The sequence below is a fragment of the Micromonospora sp. NPDC007208 genome (assembly GCF_042869175.1).
Classification (GTDB): domain Bacteria; phylum Actinomycetota; class Actinomycetes; order Mycobacteriales; family Micromonosporaceae; genus Micromonospora; species Micromonospora foliorum.
Genome location: NZ_JBIAFG010000007.1, coordinates 278,518 through 296,336 on the forward strand (window position 1 = coordinate 278,518; position 17,819 = coordinate 296,336).

Annotated in this window: 18 protein-coding genes; 3 read left to right on the forward strand and 15 right to left on the reverse strand. The window is 71.8% G+C overall.

From position 1 onward, the window contains the following. Positions 1 to 3: 3 nt before the first annotated feature. Entirely contained in the window at positions 4 to 1,173 is a 1,170-nt protein-coding gene (locus tag ACFYL6_RS17450; RefSeq protein ID WP_387172189.1) for a zinc-dependent alcohol dehydrogenase, read from the reverse strand. Further along, positions 1,170 to 1,808: a cyclase gene (locus ACFYL6_RS17455; RefSeq protein WP_387172191.1), complete on the reverse strand. Its 639-nt coding sequence runs from the start codon at positions 1,806 to 1,808 to the stop codon at positions 1,170 to 1,172. The genes ACFYL6_RS17450 and ACFYL6_RS17455 overlap by 4 nt, the downstream gene beginning before the upstream one ends. 158 nt (positions 1,809 to 1,966) lie before the next feature. Here ACFYL6_RS17455 and ACFYL6_RS17460 point away from each other — a divergent pair, with 158 nt between their 5' ends. After that, entirely contained in the window at positions 1,967 to 3,046 is a 1,080-nt protein-coding gene (locus tag ACFYL6_RS17460) for a glycosyltransferase (RefSeq protein WP_387172192.1), read from the forward strand. 106 nt (positions 3,047 to 3,152) lie between these two features. On the opposite strand, the gene ACFYL6_RS17465 is transcribed toward ACFYL6_RS17460, so the two are convergent. From ACFYL6_RS17465 to ACFYL6_RS17475, 3 genes are read right to left on the reverse strand one after another with little or no spacing between them, the layout of a single operon-like run. Further along, a complete protein-coding gene (locus ACFYL6_RS17465) occupies positions 3,153 to 3,770 on the reverse strand; it encodes a DUF3618 domain-containing protein (protein ID WP_387172194.1) in 618 nt (205 codons plus the stop codon). Continuing rightward, a complete protein-coding gene (locus ACFYL6_RS17470) occupies positions 3,767 to 4,234 on the reverse strand; it encodes a phage holin family protein (RefSeq protein ID WP_387172196.1) in 468 nt (155 codons plus the stop codon). The genes ACFYL6_RS17465 and ACFYL6_RS17470 overlap by 4 nt, the downstream gene beginning before the upstream one ends. Before the next feature lie 31 nt (positions 4,235 to 4,265). Continuing rightward, positions 4,266 to 5,045, reverse strand: a complete 780-nt coding sequence (locus tag ACFYL6_RS17475) for a hypothetical protein (RefSeq protein ID WP_387172198.1) — start codon at positions 5,043 to 5,045, stop codon at positions 4,266 to 4,268. 230 nt (positions 5,046 to 5,275) lie between these two features. Between ACFYL6_RS17475 and ACFYL6_RS17480 the strand changes: the two genes are divergently transcribed. Both ACFYL6_RS17480 and ACFYL6_RS17485 read left to right on the forward strand, forming a co-directional pair. Beyond that, positions 5,276 to 5,767: a DUF4383 domain-containing protein gene (locus ACFYL6_RS17480; protein ID WP_387172200.1), complete on the forward strand. Its 492-nt coding sequence runs from the start codon at positions 5,276 to 5,278 to the stop codon at positions 5,765 to 5,767. Positions 5,768 to 5,832: 65 nt separating this feature from the next. Next, positions 5,833 to 6,492, forward strand: coding sequence for a DUF6766 family protein (locus ACFYL6_RS17485; protein ID WP_196919308.1), 660 nt, complete (start codon positions 5,833 to 5,835; stop codon positions 6,490 to 6,492). A gap of 30 nt (positions 6,493 to 6,522) precedes the next feature. Here ACFYL6_RS17485 and ACFYL6_RS17490 read toward each other — a convergent pair whose 3' ends face one another. From ACFYL6_RS17490 to ACFYL6_RS17535, 10 genes are all read right to left on the reverse strand, one after another. Further along, on the reverse strand, positions 6,523 to 6,972 hold the full coding sequence (locus ACFYL6_RS17490) for a GNAT family N-acetyltransferase (protein ID WP_387172203.1): 450 nt from the start codon (positions 6,970 to 6,972) through the stop codon (positions 6,523 to 6,525). Positions 6,973 to 7,042: 70 nt separating this feature from the next. Beyond that, the gene (obgE, locus tag ACFYL6_RS17495) at positions 7,043 to 8,518 is read right to left on the reverse strand and encodes a GTPase ObgE (protein ID WP_387172204.1); all 1,476 of its coding nucleotides are present in this window, start codon (positions 8,516 to 8,518) and stop codon (positions 7,043 to 7,045) included. A 93-nt stretch (positions 8,519 to 8,611) separates the two neighbouring features. Then, complete coding sequence (gene rpmA, locus ACFYL6_RS17500; protein WP_007464062.1) at positions 8,612 to 8,866, reverse strand: 50S ribosomal protein L27; 255 nt, start codon at positions 8,864 to 8,866, stop codon at positions 8,612 to 8,614. Positions 8,867 to 8,877: 11 nt separating this feature from the next. After that, positions 8,878 to 9,192 carry a 50S ribosomal protein L21 gene (rplU, locus tag ACFYL6_RS17505; protein ID WP_007464063.1) on the reverse strand — a complete coding sequence of 105 codons (315 nt, stop codon included), beginning with the start codon at positions 9,190 to 9,192 and terminating at the stop codon, positions 8,878 to 8,880. A 166-nt stretch (positions 9,193 to 9,358) separates the two neighbouring features. After that, entirely contained in the window at positions 9,359 to 9,853 is a 495-nt protein-coding gene (locus ACFYL6_RS17510; RefSeq protein WP_387172207.1) for a hypothetical protein, read from the reverse strand. Positions 9,854 to 9,969: 116 nt separating this feature from the next. Beyond that, entirely contained in the window at positions 9,970 to 13,113 is a 3,144-nt protein-coding gene (locus ACFYL6_RS17515) for a ribonuclease E/G (RefSeq protein WP_387172209.1), read from the reverse strand. 131 nt (positions 13,114 to 13,244) lie between these two features. Further along, positions 13,245 to 14,057, reverse strand: a complete 813-nt coding sequence (locus ACFYL6_RS17520) for a TIGR03936 family radical SAM-associated protein (protein WP_387172211.1) — start codon at positions 14,055 to 14,057, stop codon at positions 13,245 to 13,247. Positions 14,058 to 14,249: 192 nt separating this feature from the next. Continuing rightward, positions 14,250 to 15,698, reverse strand: a complete 1,449-nt coding sequence (mycP, locus tag ACFYL6_RS17525) for a type VII secretion-associated serine protease mycosin (protein WP_387172213.1) — start codon at positions 15,696 to 15,698, stop codon at positions 14,250 to 14,252. Between the two features lie 10 nt (positions 15,699 to 15,708). Continuing rightward, the gene (locus ACFYL6_RS17530) at positions 15,709 to 17,190 is read right to left on the reverse strand and encodes a WXG100 family type VII secretion target (RefSeq protein WP_387172215.1); all 1,482 of its coding nucleotides are present in this window, start codon (positions 17,188 to 17,190) and stop codon (positions 15,709 to 15,711) included. A gap of 10 nt (positions 17,191 to 17,200) precedes the next feature. After that, a complete protein-coding gene (locus ACFYL6_RS17535; RefSeq protein ID WP_238661668.1) occupies positions 17,201 to 17,641 on the reverse strand; it encodes a hypothetical protein in 441 nt (146 codons plus the stop codon). Between the last annotated feature and the right edge of the window lie 178 nt (positions 17,642 to 17,819).

Here is a 17,819-nt window from a genome sequence, read left to right on the forward strand (position 1 = left end):
CCGTCAGGGATGCAGGACGCTGCGCAGACAGCCGTCTTCCTTCTTCTCGAACAGCTCGTACCCCTGGGCGCCCTGTTCCAGGGAGAGCGGGTGGGTGGCCAGATAGCCGGGGTCGATCTCGCCGGCGGCGAGCCGGTCGAGCAGCATCGGGATGTAGCGCTGCGCGTGCATCTGCCCCATCCGCAGCACCAGGGCCTTGTTCATGGCCGCGCCGAGCGGAAACTTGTCGACCAGACCGGCGTACACACCGACGATGCTCACCGTGCCGCCCTTGCGGCAGGCCATGATCGCCTGGCGGACCGAGGTCGGACGGTCGGTCTGCAACCGCGCCGCCTGCTTCACCCGGTCGTACGCGTAGGTCGGCCCCACGTCGTGCGACTCCATCCCGACGGCCTCGATGCAGGCGTCCGGTCCACGCCCGGCGGTCAGCTCGCGCAGCGCCTCCAGCACGTCGGTCTCCGCGTAGTTGATCGTCTCGACCCCGATCCGTTCGGTGGCGGTGGCGAGCCGGTCCGGAAATCGGTCGATCATGATGACCCGCTCCGCGCCCAGGAGTTGCGCCGAACGGGCCGCCATCTGACCGACGCCACCGGCACCCCAGACGGCCACCACCTCGCCGCCGGTGAGCCCGCAGAAGTCCGCCGCCATCCACCCGGTGGGCATCGCGTCGGAGGCGAACACCACCGAGTCGTCCGGCACCCCGTCGGGTACGGCGAAGGCGCCGATGTCGCCGAATGGCACCCGGATGTACTCGGCGTGTGATCCGGCGTAGCCACCGGCGGCGTGCGAGTAGCCCAGAATGCCGGCCGGCGAGTGCCCCCACAGCTTCTCGGTGAACACCGGTTGCGGATTGGAGTTGTCGCAGAGCGAGTACTGCTCGGTCCGGCAGTACCAACAGCCACCGCAGGCGACCACCGACCCCACCACCACCCGGTCGCCGACCCGGTGCCGTCGTACGCCGGGGCCGGTCTCCACCACCTCGCCCATGAACTCGTGGCCGAGGATGTCCCCCTCCCGCATCGCCGGCAGGTACCCGTTGATCAGGTGCAGGTCGGAGCCGCAGACGCTGCTGGCCCGAACCCGGACGATGATGTCTCCCTCGGCGCGGATCTGGGGCTCCGGCACGTCGCGGACCGCCAGCTTGCCGACGCCTTCCCAGCAGAGCGCCCTCACGCCCGTCCTCCCGTCATCAACGTCTCCCGTACCTTGTCGGTCGCCTTCTCCTGGCCAGGGCTCCGGCCGGACGGGTCGTCCCGGGTGTCCACCACCTGGCCACACTCGATCAGCGCCTTCACCCGCCGCAGCGCGTCCCGCAGCGCAAGGTCCGGCTCGTCGCCGCCGACCAGGCCGGCCAACCGACGCACCGGACCGGAGCGGTAGCGCAGCTCGGCCCGGATCTCGGTGCCCCGGCCCTGCGGGGCTTCGGCCAGCTCGATCCGCCCCAGCTGCGGCGTCGGCCCGTCCTCGACCCGCCACCGCAGGGTGCCCGCCCCTTCGACGGTGATCTCGGCCCGCCACTGCGTCTCACCGCCGGCCCGGTCGCGGGCCACGCACTGCCAACGCCGCTCGTCGAGCTGCTGCAACGTGGCCCACCCGGCCAGCGCGCGGTCCAGCCGTTCGCGGTCGGTCCAGAAGCCGATCACGTCGTCCCGGGACCGGTCCACGGTCACCCCGCGACGCACCACGTACCAACCGTCCTGCCGCTCCGGCTGATGCCGATGCCGACGGCGGGCCACCGCCCGGCCCACGCCGACCGCCGTCGCCGCGGTGACGCCGAGCAGCGCCCACCTGGTTCCGTTGTTGGTCATGACGTCTCTCTCCTCCACCCGGACAACCGGGCATGGACAGCTCTTGAGGGCAGCGCTACCCGGGGTCCGGCAGTCGAAACGATCCGTTGTTTGATCGACGCAAATGCGGGCAGATGCTGCTCGACACCGACCGCGACCCTGGCCGCCACGGAGTTGCCATGTCCTCGTTCAGCCCTACCGGAGACGCCCGGCCCACCACCCGCCGGTGGGAGGTCGAGCACGAGGGCGCCGGCACGTCGCCGGTCCGCCTACCGATGACGTACGTGCTGCCGCTGCGCTGGCACACCGACACCGGCCTGGCCGAGCTGACCGACTACCTGCGCTGGCTGGGTGACCGCGTCGAGGTGCTGGTGGTCGACGGCTCAGCCCCGTACCTCTTCGCCCGGCACGCCGAGGCGTGGCGGGGGCTGGTCCGGCACCTCCCACCGGACCCGAGCGAGCGCGGGCTCAACGGCAAGGTGCTCGGCGTACACACCGGCGTCCGGGCGGCCGGCCACGAGCACGTGGTGATCGCCGACGACGACGTCCGGTACGACGAGGCCGCGCTGTCCGCGGTACACCGGTTGCTGGACCGGGCCGACCTGGTACGACCGCAGAACTACTTCGACCCGCTGCCCTGGCACGCCTGGTGGGACACGGGTCGCACGCTGCTCAACCGGGCGCTCGGGGCGGACTACCCGGGCACCCTCGCGGTGCGACGCGGCACCTTCCTCGCCATGGGCGGGTACGACCCGGACGTGCTTTTCGAGAACCTGGAGCTGATCCGTACGGTGCGCGCCCACCGTGGCACCGAGGCCGCCCCGGCCTGGCTGTACGTCCGCCGGCTGCCTCCGGACACCGCGCACTTCCGTGGCCAACGGGTCCGTCAGGCGTACGACGACCTGGCCCAGCCGGCTCGCCTGCTGACCGCGCTCGCGGTGCTGCCGGCACTGGCGGCGGCGGTCGCGTCGCGCCGGCCCAGGGTGCTGCTCGGCGCGGTGGCCGGGGTCGTCGCCCTGGCCGAGACGGGTCGCCGCCGTGCCGGCGGTGGCCGGGTCTTCCCACCGACCACGGCGCTGGCGGCCCCGCTCTGGCTGCTGGAACGCGGTGTGTGCGGCTGGCTCGCGGTCGCCCAACGCATCCTGCTCGGCGGCGTCCGCTATGGCGACACCCGAATCCGCCGAGCCGCCAACCCCGCCCCACGCAACCCGCAACTCCCCGCGATCTTGCACTTCCGGTTGGGACAAAACCGCCGGTAGGCCCACAGAACCTCAGCCGAAACCGCAAGATCGGCGCTCACGCCAACGCGACAGCTCGCGGGCACCCTCGGGTGGCCGCGAGCTGTCGCGCTGCTTGGGGGTGGGGTCAGGAGGTGGCGTGGTCCTTGACGTGGTGGGCAGCCGACTTCGTGTCGTCCTTGACCGCGTGCACGGCGTCCTGAGCGGTGGACTTCACCGACTCGGCGGCGTGCTGCGCCGGCTCGCGCAGCTCGCTGGCCACCTCGCCCAGCTTGTCCTTCACCGCCCCGCTGTGCTCGCTGACCTTGGCCTTGACCTGGGTCGCGGCCTGCTGCTCGCGGCGGGAGGCCGGGATCAGCGACGAGGCCAGCCAGCCGACCCCGAACGCGATCAGGCCGGCGGCGAGAGGGTTGCCCTGGGACTTCTGCCGGATCACCCGCGGCGCGCTGTGCGCGGCGTCGCTGACAGTGGTCGCCGCCGAGTGCGCGGCGTCGCTGACGCTGGAGGCCGCCGACGAGGCGCGGTCACCCACCGAGTGGGCGGCCTGGCCGGTGCCGTGGCCGAGGTCAGACGCGGTTCCCATGACCTTGTCCCTCACATTCTGCAGAGCGGAACGGGCCCGCTGCTTACGGTCGTCGACGATGCGGCTGGGGCTGACCTTGTACGCCAGCGCGTCCACATCGGAGCTGAGGCTGTTACGGGTGGCTTCGATCTCCCGGCGGATCTGATCGGGATCGGTGCTCATCGGGTGACTCCCTCCGGGTGCGGCTTGAGCGCGTCGGGGATCCGCTGCACGCTGTCGTTGGTCTGCTTGAGCCCGCGTACGTGCTGGGCGTTCTTCTTGGCCATCGAGTAGAGGACCGCGGCGACCACGGCCCAGACCACGGCCACGATCAGCGCGGCCAGGCCGGAGTCCATGACGTTGTCCAGGAACTGCCAGACGGCGATGGACACGAAGAGCGCCACCATGTAGCCGCCGAAGCCGGCACCGCCGAAGAGGCCCGCGGCCTTGCCGGCCTTCTTGCCCTCCTGGCGGATCTCGGCCTTCGCCAGCTCGACCTCCTGGCGCATCAGCGTCGACAGGTCGGTGGTGACCTGACGCATCAGGTCACCCAGCGAACTGCCCTTCACCTCCGACGCGGTGTGCGGGGCACCCGCGTCGGGGTGGTAACCGGAGTCCAGTCCGGACCCCTGCGTCGGCATGCTCATGCCGTCGTCTCCCTTCGGATGACTCGGCGGCTCACGGGCGGGGGTTGCCGCTGGACGGCACGCCCGGCAGCGGGTCGGTCTGGGTCACCGGCGGCAGCGGCTGACCGGTACCGGAGTGCTCCGGGTAGTCGCCCTGACCGGGCGCCGGGTCGGCGTAGGTACCGGGGGTCGGGTCGAGGTAGCCGCCCGACGGGACGGCGTCCGGCACCGCGCGGGGCGCCGGCGGCGGCGTCGGGATCACGGCGGTCTGCTCCGGGTCGTACGCCCCGGCGCCCCGGTAGGCCGAGGAACCGTTGCCGGAGTCGTCGCCGGCGGCCGAGATGCCACGGGTCAGCCGGCCGGCCAGCACACCGAGGACCGCCGCGCCGACCAGGAAGGTGCCCGGGTTACGCCGCGCGTAGTCGCGTACCTCGGTGATCAGGTCGCCGGGCTCGCGCTGCTCAAGCCAACCGGCGACGCCGTTCACCCGGTCGGCGGCCTGGCGGGCCAGCTCGGTCACCGGGCCGGCCTGGCCTCCCTGCTCGGCCATCGAGCGCATCTCGTCGGCGAGCGAACGCAGCCCACCGGCGGCTCGGCGCTGCTGCTCACCGGTCTGACTGGCGAGCTGGCTGCGGGCCTCGCCGTATAGGTTGCGGGCCTGTCGGGCCGCTTCACGGCCGACCTCGACGCCCTGCTCCTTGGCGGTCTGGGCGACCGCGCCGCCAGCCTGCGCGGCCTCCGACCCGACCTGGCGCGCCTGGTCGCGGACGCCACCGCCGTTGGTCGACTGCTGCCCGTACGTGGAGGAGGTAGATGAAAGATCGTAAGTCATGATGTCCCTTCCGCTCAGAAAGTCGTCGCGGTTGTGCTGGGGGGATGCGGCGCGTTGCCGCCGCCGCTGACCATTCACCTACCCTGCGTTTTGCCTTCCATACCTCTTCGTGCATTTCTCTGCGCGACCCGCCGGATGGACTTCAAAATGGAGGATCGTCGGGCTGCGTCACGTCGCCGCTGCGGACAGTGAGGTTCGCGAAGGCCGGCAGATCCACGAAGGGGGCAGCGATGGCACGAGACGCACGGGGCGGCCGAGCGGCCCGCCCCCGACCCCGGGTCCAACTGGCCGCGCTTGTCGTGGCCGCGGTCTTCCTGCTGGTCGGCGTCCTCGGCTTCATCCCCGGCATCACCACCGACTACGGCGAGCTGCGGTTCGCCGGGCACCACTCGGACGCCCACCTACTCGGGCTGTTCCAGGTGTCGATCCTGCACAACGCGGTGCACCTGCTCTTCGGGCTGGTCGGCCTGGTGCTGGCCCGCAGCGTCGCCGGCGCCCGCGTGTTCCTGGCCGGCGGTGGCGCGACCTACCTCGCCCTCTGGCTGTACGGCCTGGCGATCGAGGCGGTCAACCCGGAGGGCGGGGCGAACATCCTGCCGATCAACGACGCCGACAACTGGCTGCACCTCGCGCTCGGCTTCGGGATGCTCGCGCTCGGGCTGCTGCTGTCGAACCAGGCGGGCACCGGCGGACGCCTGGACAACCCCGCCGACCGGCACTGAACTGGACTTTTGTGGTTTCGCGGTCACGCCCACAGGGGTAATCGACCGGCGAAGGAGGTGCGATCATGCCTCGTTGGCTGCGGGACAACGCCCTGGCTGTCGCCATGCTGGGGGCGTTTCTGGTCTTTCTGGTGTTGCAGAGCGTCTTCGGCTGGCAGACCCACAATGAGGAGCTGACCGAGTTCGGTGCCGCGCCGCTGAGCTGGCCGGCGTACCTGACCAGTGGGCACTTCGCCGAGTCGGTCTTCGAGAACTGGGAGTCGGAGTTCCTCCAGATGGGCGGGTACGTGCTGCTCACCGCGTACCTGGTGCAGCGGGGCTCGGCCGAGTCGAAGCCGATGGACCAGACCGACCGACCGGAGGACGACGAGCGGCGGGCGACCCCGCAGTCACCCTGGCCGGTACGCGTCGGCGGCCTGCCGCTGGTGATCTACCGCAACAGCCTCTCCCTCGCGCTGCTGCTGATCTTCGCCGGTTCGTTCGTCGGCCACCTGCTCGGTGGCACCGCCGCGTACAACCAGGAGCAGGCGCTGCAGAGCGGCGCGCCGCCGATCGGGGCGTGGGAGTTCCTCGGCACCAGCGACTTCTGGTTCCAGTCCATGCAGAACTGGCAGAGCGAGTTCCTCGCGGTCGGCGCGCTGATCCTGCTGAGCATCGTGCTGCGCCAGCACGCCTCACCGGAGTCGAAGCCGGTGACCGTCGAGCACGCCAGCACCGGCGCCTGAACCGGCGACCCGGCGGCGGCGACGCGGCCGTCAGGCCGCGACCGGCAACCGTTTGGCGAAACAGACGCTGTACGGGTTGCCCACGTACTCGCCGTAGACCGGGATCCGCTCGTAGCCGCACGAGGTGTACAGGGCGATCGCGGCCGGCAGGTAGGTGCCCGTCTCCAGGCATACCACCGAGTGCCCCTGCCGGAACGCGCACTCCTCCAGCGCGGCGAGCAACTGACGACCGATCCCCCGCCCCCGGTACGCGGGCCGGACGTACATCCGCTTGACCTCGCCGGTCTCGGCATCGATCGCCTGGAGCCCCCCACAGGCGACCGCCCGACCGTTCACCACCACCGCCAGGTAGCGGACGTCGTCATGGGGGACGAAGACCTGCCCGTCCAACCCACCATCGGCCTCGCGCAGCTCACGCTGCTGCGCGGTGACCATGGCGGCGATCTCCGGATCGATGGCAGGACGGGACTCGATCAGCATCACCCCACGCTAGGACGGGTGGATTTCGGGGAGGTTTCTGGAAATCAACCCCATCACGGAGCGCAACGAACTACTCGGCGACGTCCTCGTCGTCGATGTCGGCGTCGAGGTCGTCGGACGCGTCCGCGCCCACCTCGTCCGCCGAACGCACCCGGCGGGCCTTCCGGGCGGCGAGCCGGTCCGCGGCGGAAGCCCGGTTCGACTTCTCCTCCAGGCGGACGTCGGTGCCCCGGTTGCCGGGTACGAAGTCCACACCGGCGAAGAGCGTCGGCTGCCAGTCGAACTCGCGCGCGCCGATCCGGACCAGATCACCGGGCTGCGCGCCGGCCTTGGCCAGCTTGTCCTCCACCCCGAGCCGGGCCAGCCGGTCAGCCAGGTAGCCGACCGCCTCGTCGTTGTCGAAGTTGGTCTGCTTGACCCAGCGTTCCGGCCGGACACCGCGGACGGTGAACGAGCCGTCCGCCTCGGCCGTGATGGTGAAACCGTCGTCGTCCACCGCCATCGGGCGGATGACGATCCGGGTCGGCTCGGCGGGCGGAGCGGCCTTACGCTCCGCGTCGACCAGCTCGGCCATCGCGTAGGTCAGCTCCTTGAGCCCCTCGCGGGTGGCCGCGGAGACCTCGAACACCTGGTAACCGCGCTCCTCCAAGTCGGGGCGCACGATCTCGGCGAGGTCGCGGCCGTCCGGCACGTCGACCTTGTTGATGGCGACCAGGCGTGGGCGGTCGGCGAGGCCGCCGTACTGGCTCAGCTCGGCCTCGATGGCGTCGATGTCCGCCACCGGGTCACGGCCGGGCTCCAGGGTCGCCGAGTCGATGACGTGCACCAGCACGGCGCAGCGCTCGATGTGCCGCAGAAACTCCAGGCCCAAGCCCTTGCCGGTGGCCGCGCCGGGGATCAGGCCCGGCACGTCCGCGACGGTGAAGGTGTGGTTGTCCATCCGGACCACGCCGAGGTTGGGCACCAGGGTGGTGAACGGGTAGTCGGCGATCTTCGGCTTCGCGGCGGAGATCACCGAGATCAGCGACGACTTGCCGGCGGACGGGAAGCCCACCAGGCCCACATCGGCGACGCTCTTCAGCTCCAGCACGATGTCCAGTTGGTCGCCGGGCTCCCCCAGCTCGGCGAAGCCGGGCGCCTTGCGCTTGGCGTTGGCGAGCGAAGCGTTGCCCCGCCCACCACGCCCGCCACGGGCGACCTCGAAGGTGGTGCCGGCGCCGACCATGTCGGCCAGCACGGTGCCGTCGGAGGTCTGCACCACTGTGCCGTTGGGCACCTTGAGCACCAGGTTGTGGCCGTTGGCCCCGTCCCGGTTCGAGCCGGCGCCGCCCTTGCCGTTGTCGGCCTTGACGTGCGGGTGGAAGTGGAAGTCGAGCAGCGTGGTCACCTGCGGGTCGACCACCAGGGACACGCTGCCCCCGTGCCCACCGTTGCCGCCGTCCGGCCCACCGAAGGGCTTGAACTTCTCGCGGTGGATCGAGGCACAACCGTGCCCGCCATCGCCGGCCTGCAGATGCAGAACGACCCGGTCAACGAACGTTGCCACGGCGTCAATCCTTCCAGCGAGGCTCGACCTCGCACTTCGAAAAAGGCTAAGCGGGCCGGGACCCGGAGGTCCGCGGCCCGCTTAGCCCGAGAACTACTGCTGCGGAACGATGCTGACGGTCTTGCGACCGCGCTTGGTGCCGAACAGGACCGCACCGGCCGACAGCGCGAACAGCGTGTCGTCGCCGCCACGGCCGACCAGGTCACCGGGGTGGAACTTGGTGCCACGCTGCCGGATGATGATCTCACCGGCGCTGACGACCTGACCACCGAAGCGCTTCACGCCGAGTCGCTGGGCCGCGGAGTCACGACCGTTACGCGAGCTGGACGCACCCTTTTTGTGAGCCATTGGAGGACGACCTACTTCCCGCTGGAGATGCCGGTCACCTTGACCTGGGTCAACGGCTGGCGGTGACCCTGGCGCTTGTGGTAGCCGGTCTTGTTCTTGAACTTGTGGATCCGGATCTTCGGGCCCTTGGTGTGCGCGGCGATTTCGCCGGACACCGCGACCTCGGCAAGCTTCGCCGCGTCGGTCACCAGGTCGTCACCGTCGACGAGGAGCACCGCGGTGAGCTTCACCGCGTCACCGGGGGCACCGGTGAGCTTCTCGACCTCGATCACGTCGCCCTCGGCGACCTTGTACTGCTTGCCGCCGGTCTTGACGATCGCGTACATCGGAGGCGGACTCCCTGTCGTTGAGGCTGCTGGCGGTCGTCCCCGCGGCGGCTCGCCGGGTAGCAGTGCACGGCGGCGCGGGCACACGGGAACTCGGCACACCAAAGGTGGGCCGCAGGCAAGAGTACGCCATTGCTGGCCCGGACCCCAAACCGGCCCGCCCTGGTCAGCGCGCGCAGAGCTGGTCGAGGCGCTGCTGGAGCCGGTCGAGTTCGGTCTCGTCGATCGACTCGACGTCGGCGCCGAGCGCGGAAACCTCGGTCCCGATGTCGGTGAGCAGAGTCTTGAGCTGCGGATCGTTGGTCCGCCCCGACTGCTCCCGGAGCACGGTCCGCCAGTCGGCCAGCGCCGCCTCGGCCCGACCCCGGGCGGCTTCGGCCGTTCGGCTGTCCCCGGCGCCCACCGCCGCGAGCATGTGGCCCAGCTCCGCCACGTACGTCCGGACGGCGGTGGCGCTGGCCTCCTGCGCGGCGGTGCAGACCTCGGTGGCGTTGCCACCCGCCACCCCACCGCTGGCCGGCATGCCGGTCGGCCCGGAAGAGGCACCAGCGGCCGACGAGCCGGCGGCCTCGGCCGCACCACCGGTGGGCCCGTCGGTGGAGCAGCCGGCCGCGCCGGAGAGCATGGTGAGCAGCGCGGTGACGACGAGCAGACGGCGCATCTTCTTCTCCTGACCGGGGACGGCCGATCGAGGGCCGGGTGGCCACAGCGGCGAGGTCCCTCCCCCGTCACATTGCCGGGAGAGGGACCTCGTCAAACACGTGGCCGGTCAGGCGCTCAGGGGCGGGTCCGCCGACGGGCGCCACCGCGACGCGACCGGCGCCGGCCGCCACCACCCTCGGTGGTCTCCTCGTCGCCCTCACCGTCGGCGAGCGCGTCCGGGTCGTCCGCCGCGGCCAGCCGAGCCGACTCACCCTGCTGAGCGTCGGAGATCGCCGGTGCGGCGGCGGTGTCCGACTCGTAGCGGGACAGGTCGTAGCCCATGGTGTCCTGGTAGTCGGCGTCCGGTTCGGCGGTGGTGTCGGTGTCGACGACCTCCACGACGGCCCGCTCGGCCGGCGCGCTCTTGCGTGCCCGGCGGCGGGACGAGGTGGCAGTCGGCTCGGCCGCCGGAGCGGGAGCCACCGCCGAGGCAACCGCCTTGACCTTCTCCCCCGCACCGGCGGGGCGCGGCTTCTCCGGCACCGGCTCGGTGTGGATGATGACGCCCCGGCCCTTGCAGCACTCGCAGGTCTCGCTGAACGCCTCCAGCAGGCCCGCGCCGATCCGCTTACGGGTCATCTGCACCAGGCCGAGCGACGTGATCTCGGTGACCTGGTGCTTGGTGCGGTCCCGGCCCAGGCACTCGGTGAGCCGGCGCAGCACCAGCTCACGGTTCGACTCCAGCACCATGTCGATGAAGTCGATCACCACGATGCCGCCGATGTCGCGCAACCGGAGCTGACGGACGATCTCCTCCGCCGCCTCCAGGTTGTTGCGGGTGACGGTCTCCTCCAGGTTGCCCCCGGAGCCGGTGTACTTGCCGGTGTTGACGTCGACGACGGTCATCGCCTCGGTGCGGTCGATCACCAGCGAGCCGCCGGAGGGCAGGAAGACCTTGCGGTCCAGGCCCTTGATGATCTGCTCGTCGATCCGGTACTCGGCGAAGACGTCGCTCGTGCCGACGTGCCGGCGCACCCGGTCCACCAGGTCCGGGGAGACGTGCGACAGGTACGACTCGACGATGTCGTACGACTGCTCGCCCTCGATCACCAGCTCGCGGAAGTCCTCGTTGAACAGGTCCCGGACCACCCGGATGACCAGGTCGGGCTCCCCGTAGAGCAGCGCCGGGGCGCCACCCTCGGCGGCCTTGGCCTGGATGTCCTCCCACTGCGCCTGGAGCCGCTTGACGTCACGGGCCAGCTCGTCCTCGGTGGCGCCCTCGGCGGCCGTCCGGACGATCACGCCCGCGCCGTCCGGAACCAGCTTCTTGAGCACGTCCCGCAGCCGCTTGCGCTCGTTGTCCGGCAGCTTGCGGCTGATTCCGGAGGCGTTGCCGTTGGGCACGTAGACCAGGTGCCGGCCCGAGAGCGCGATGTGGCTGGTCAGCCGGGCGCCCTTGTGCCCGATCGGGTCCTTGGTGACCTGGACCAGCACCGAGTCGCCGGAGCGCAGCGCCTGCTCGATCGAGCGGGCCCGCCCCTCCAGCCCGGAGGTGTCCCAGTTGACCTCACCGGCGTACAGCACCGCGTTGCGGCCCCGGCCGACGTCGACGAACGCGGCCTCCATGCTCGGCAGCACGTTCTGCACCTTGCCCAGGTACACGTTGCCGGCCATCGTCCCGGAGGAGTTGCGGGTGACGTAGTGCTCGACCAGCACGCCGTCCTCCAGAACGGCGATCTGGGTGCGGTCACCGCGCTGACGAACCGCCATCACCCGGTCGACGGCCTCCCGGCGCGCCAGGAACTCCGACTCGCTCAGGATCGGCGGGCGGGTACGGCGCTGCTCCCGACCGTCCCGGCGGCGCTGGCGCTTGGCCTCCAGCCGGGTCGAGCCGGACACACCCTGCACCTCGTCGACGGTCCGGCGCGGCTCGCGGATCTTCACCACGGTCGGCACGCCGTCGTCCGCCGCGCCCTCGGTGTCACCGGCGCCACGACGGCGACGGCGACGACGACGACGGGTCAGGCCGTCCCCGCCCTCGGACTCCTCGTCCTCGTCGCCCTCGGCCTCAGCCTCGGCGGTCTCTTCCTCATCGGCCTGCGCCGCCTCCTCGGACTCCTCGTCCTCGGCGTCGTCGGCCCCGCCCTTGCCCCGGCCCCGGCCGCGGCGACCACGCCGGCGGCGGCGGCGCGCGGCGGCGCTGTCCTCGTCGTCCTCATCCGCCTCGGCGGCCTCGTCGGCCTCCTCGGTCGGCTCCTCCTCGGCCTCGATCGCCTCGATGGGCTCCACCGGCTCCACCGGCTCGACCTCGCGGCGACCACGCCGACGACGGCGGGACGGCTCGGCGGCCTCCTCGACGACCGGCTCCTCGGTCGCCGCAACGGGCTCCACCGGTCGGGTCACCGGCACGGCGTCCGGCTGGGGGGCCATGAACAGCACGGTGGGCGCGGAGAGCGCAGCCCGCCGACGACGGGTACGCGGCTGCTCCGGCTCGATCTCGGCCGGCTCAGCCGTCACGTTGGAGACGGCCGCACCCGGTGACACCTCGCCGGAACGCTCCTGCGCCCCGCTGCTCCAGGCCAGCTCGGCGGCGGACGCGCTCGGGAGTGCCTCCGAGTCGTTCAGCTCGGCCTCGGCCTCGCGCAGGTCGGACTCCGCCGGCTCCTCGGCGACGACCGGCTCCTCGGCGACCGGCTCCTCGACGACCGGCTCCTCGGCCGGCTCCTCGACGGCGGGCAGCTCGTCGGCGGCGGCCGGCTGCTCGGTGGCGGGCGGCTCCTCGACGGCAGCCGGCGTGGCCTTCTTGCGCCGGGTACGGGTCACCTTGACCGGCGGAACCACCTCGCCCGAGGCCGCCTCCGCGGAGGCGGCGACCAGCGGCTCCTCGGCGGTCGTCTCGACGGGGGTGGCCTTGCGGCGGCGCCGGGGGGTCTTCGGGGCGACGTCCAGGTCACCGGAGATCGGGGCGAAGACCTCCGCCTGCGGCGACTCGGCGCTGCCGGCCCCACCGGTGGACGCCTCGGCCGGGGCATTTGTCTGCTCCGGCTGGTTGAGCGGGGCGGCCCGACGACGGGTCGCCCGGGTACGCCGCACCGGCGCGGCCGGCTCGGCGGCCTCACCGGGAGCGCTCTCCGCGCCGGCCGGTTCCACCGAGGCCGAACCGACCGCGGTGGTGGAGGTCTCGACGGCGGCGCCGTCGGCCGTGGTGCTCTGGTCGGCGGTCTCGCTGGCCGGCTGTGAACCGGTCCGTTCGCCGCCCTCGGGCTCGTTCTCGAGCATGGACGTTCTCCAGTTCTGGCTAGCCCGGGCGCGGGTGAGCGCTGCCACGCAGGGTCGCCGCAAAAGTGTTTCCGCCGGGCGCGCGTGGTGCGCGACCGCCGAAGTCTGCCTGCCAGAACACCGACCGTCGGTCAGTGCCCAACGATGGCTGCCCCGTCGCGGTCCGCATCCAACGGATCCACGATCGCACCCTGCGCGGTCAACGTGCCCTGAGCCAGCCGGGTCACCCTCGGCGAAACCGGCGGCTCCAGGTCGGCCACCACGCGGAGGCCGGAAAGGACGTCATCGGGCCGTACGGACGGGGTGACCTGCCGCACGACCAGTTCGAGTATCGCACACGGTACGGCCGGCGCCCCGGAAGGCGTCGGCGTAGACGGTAGGACATCGATCGACATCACGGCGGCGCGAGCGTCGAAAGTGCGTCGACCCTGCTTGGTCATCCGCTCGACCAGCACCTCCTCGGCCGCGACGAAGGCGTCCACCGCGGCGCGCAGCACCGCCGTGTCGACCTCGGGCAACTCGATGTGCCAGTGCGACGCCTCGATCCGGTCCGGCAGGTTGCCGCCCTCGGCGATCACGGCGTCCAAAACGTCCAGCCCCGGCGAGAGCGCGGCGTCCAACGCGGCGCGTAGCGCCTCCGGGTCCACCTCGGCCTGAAGGGCGATTTCCAGGTACTCCGCCTCGCTCGCCACCCCGGTGGGCGCGGCGCTGGCGTAGGAGATCTTCGGGTGCGGGTGGAAACCCTGGGAGAAGGCGACCGGCACAGCGGCCCGGCGTAGCGCCCGCTCGAACGCCCGGGCGAAGTCCCGGTGCGAGGTGAATCGCAGCGGCCCGCGCTTGGCGTACCGGATGCGGACGCGCTGGACGACCGGTGCCTGGCCGCCCTCGGGTTGAGGCTTTCTGGCGATCGTGGGCTCCTCGGGTGTACCTGCGTGTCCGCCCATCCTGGCGCAGGCCTCGTGACGGTACGCAGCCGGGGCTGTCGAATCGCCCCGGCAGACGGGTGCAAACCGGTCGTCAGGGTCGCGACCACCGCGCCGGTGGCGGCCCGCAGGTCCTCCAGCCGGCCACCGCGAAAAGCCGATGGCCGGCCGATGACCCGGAGGTCACCAGCCGGCCACCATGATCGAGACGGGTTACCGCTCTCTCGGCGGGGCGGGCGGCGCCCCGCCCGGCGGGCCGTAACCGGGAGGCGGCGCGTAACCGGGCGGCGGGCCGTAACCGGAGGGCGCACCACCGGAGGGCGGGCCGTAACTGGAAGGGGGGCCGTAACCGGAGGGCGCACCACCGGAGGGCGGGCCGTAACCGGGCGGCGGCGGGTAGCCGGGCGGCGGGGCGTAGTCGGCGTCCGGCGACGGGTACGTGCCGGCGGCCGCCCGGTCGAGCACCTCGTCGGGGATGTCGGCGGCCCGGGCCGCCTCCCGCCGGTACCGACGGCGGTTCCAGATGAGGAACACCGCCAGCCCCAGCAGCAACACCAGCACCACGGCGATGCCGATGCCCACCACCATGACCTGCTGGTCGGTCGGACCACCGCGATCGCCGTGCTGGGTGACGTCGAACTCCTCGTCCGCGCCCCCGGCGCTGGCCGGTCCGGGGTCGGTCGCGGCGGCCGGGTCGAGCAGCGGGTTGGCGGTGACCGGCGGCACGCTCGCGGTCAGCGCCTTCATTGGGTCGATCACCCCGAAGCCGTACTGCGGGTCCCGTCCGGAGGGGCCCGCATCCCGGGTGGTCCGGATGATCCGATTGATCACATTGGGAGCGCTGAGGTCCGGGTATTTCGATCGGATCAGCGCGGCGAGACCGGAGACGATCGCCGTGGAGTCGGAGGTGCCGTCGCCCCAGCCGTAGCCGCCCTCGTTGACGACGTTGTAGATGCCGTCGCCCGGAGCGGCGACCACCGCCTCCGGCCCCTGGACGGAGCCGGACCAGAACGCGCCACCCCGGGTCGTCCCGGTCACCGCGATCACGCCCGGGGTGTTGGCCGGGTTGTCCACGGCGACGCTGCCCCTGGCGGTGTTGCCGGCAGCGGCGACCACGACGACGTCACGGTCCAACGCGTACTTGATGGCGTCCTGCTCCACCGGGTTGGCGAGGCCCGGGCCACCGATGGACATGTTGATCACCTTGGCGCCGCCGTCGACGGCCATCCGGATGCCCCGGGCGATCCCCGTGTCGCTGTAGGCCCCGCCGTCCTTGCGCATCTTGATGGGCAGGATCTTCACACCGGGGGCGATGCCGACCACCCCGTCGCTGCTCGTTTTCGCCGCGATGATGCCGGCCATGTGCGTGCCGTGCCCGTCGTCGTCGGACCGACCGTCTCCGGAGGCGCCGTAGCTGCGACCACCGGCGAGCACCTGACCGCGCAGGTCCGGATGGCTGGCCTCGACTCCACTGTCGATCACGGCCACGACCACACCCCGGCCGGTCGAGATCTTGTGCGCCTGGTCGATCCGGAGCTCGTCCAGATACCACTGCTCGGCCCGCCGGGGCGCGGCGGCCGCCGGTTGGGCGGCCCCCACGACCAGGAACCCCACCAGCAGGCAGGCGACCACCGGCCGGAGGCTTCCGACGTTCACCCTCATGCGTCCGTCCTCATCGAAGGATGCCCGGGGACGCCCCGTCACCAGGGCCCCACGGATCGTCGTCCTCAGTCAACCACGACGAGTGCTCGGAGCCAGTGTTACCACCGCCGTGCCCGGCGCCACCGGCGCCGCCCATCATGCCGCCGCCCATCATTCCGGCGCCGCCGACGCCGGCACCACGCGCGCCGCCCGCCATCCCGGCGCCGCCGGCGCCAGCGGCAGTGCGCAACGCGTTCGCCGCGCTCGTCATCGGCGGCAGCTTTCCGTTGCCGCCGCCCACCATGCCGGGGATGCCGCCCACGCCGATGCCGCCGCCCGCGCCCAGGCCACCGCCGGCGCCGATCCCGCCGGCCGAGCCGACGCCGGCCCCGCCCCCGAAACCACCGCCGGCGCCACCGAGGCCGGCGCTGCCGACCCCGCCGCCGCCGATGCCTCCACCAAGACCGCCGACGCCACTCGGGCTGGCGCCAGCCAGGCCGCTGCTGTAGCCGGCGTCGTCGTCCGGGTAGCCCGGGTAGCTGGAGCCCGTCGACGGGGGCGTGAACTGACCGGTGCCGCCGGAGGGCGAGCCATCGCCGATCCCGCCGGGCTTGGTCGGGGAGAACGGGTCGACGGTGGACGTCGGACCGCCCGTGTCGCCGATGCCCGGTGGCCGACTGCCGATCGTGGGGCCACCACCGATGTCGGGCTTCCCGCCGAAATCGCCACCGCCGGTGTCGGGCCGCCCGGTCGGCGGGACCCGGGGGTCCCGTTCGATGTCGTTGGAGCCCTCGGTGCCATCCGGCCGGTTCACGGTGAGCTTGGGACGCTCGGTGTAGACCGCCTGGGGCAGCGGGGCCATCGCGGTGTTGGCGGCCTGCTGGTTGTCCCGGTACCAGTTGTCCAGGTGGGCCTTGGTGTCCCACCAACCGCCCCGCTTGTTGTCGCCGGCCTGGCCGTCGACCTTCATGGTCGCCTCCAGGTCGTCGGCCTTGTCGCGGAACGCGCCGTCGGCGTACGAGCCGGGGTTGTTTTGGTAGTCCTTGCGCAGGGCGGCGAGGAAACCCGACGAACTCTCGCCGTCGCGGGCATCGTCGAGCTCGGTGCCGTTGGGCAGGCTCCACTCGTTGATCCCGAAGTCGTCCATCAGCGGGATCGGGATGGTGGAGACCGACTTACGGATGTCGCCCTCGATCCGCGTCAACGCGCCGCTGACGTTTGTCGCGTCGGTGATCAGTTCCTCGATCTGCTTGCCGATCTTGCCCAGGTGCTCGCGGTACGCGTCACCACCGCTGCCCTTCCAACCGGCGAGCATCCCGGGCAGGCCGCCGACGTGCGGGCGTTCCTGCCCCGTCGCGATCGGGCCCACGAACGATCGACCGACGAGCGCGTCCCGCAGCTGTTGCAGGCCGCTGGAGAGATTGCTCCAACCCGCTCCGACCGATCCGACCGTTTCCGGGTCCGCGGAGAGCGTCACCTCGCGGACGCACCGCTCCCAGGTTCCTCCAGCCATGACGTCCCCCTCAGGCCGTGTACGGGTAGGTGGGTGCGCCGCTGGCGGTGGGCGGCGGCGCCGCCGACTCCAGCAGCCGCTCGATCTCCTTGCCGTTGGCGCCGTTACGCGCCTCGGTGTCGCGGAACGCCTTGGCGATCTCCTCGGTGCCCTCCTTGAGGGCGGTGAGCTTCTGGGAGAGCGTCGTGAGGTGCGCTTCCATGTTCACCGTTGAGGTCTCCAGGGCCCGCCACTGCATGCGGGCGTCCTCGTACGCGCCGAAGGGGGTGCCGTTCGGAACGGTCTGGGCGTTGTTGCTGTCGCCCTTCATCCGCTCCTTGATGCGTTCCATCTCGTACTTGAGGGTGTCGTCGATGTACTGCCTGAGCCGCTCGACGTACGTGGCGGCGGCGTCCAGGTCTTCGACGCTGACGTGCAGATCGCCGATGCTCGGCGGCGGGATGCTCCCCATGCGATTCCTCCCCCGTCCCCGACCCGCCGGGTCGGTCCATGTCAGACGCAGCGTATCGAGTCTGACCTAGTCGGGGCAGCCCCAGCCACCACCGCCTGGTACAGATGGCGGCCGATCTCGGAGAACGTCCGATGCGGGCCCGCCGCACGGCCAAGCTTGAACAGCGCCAACGGGCCCG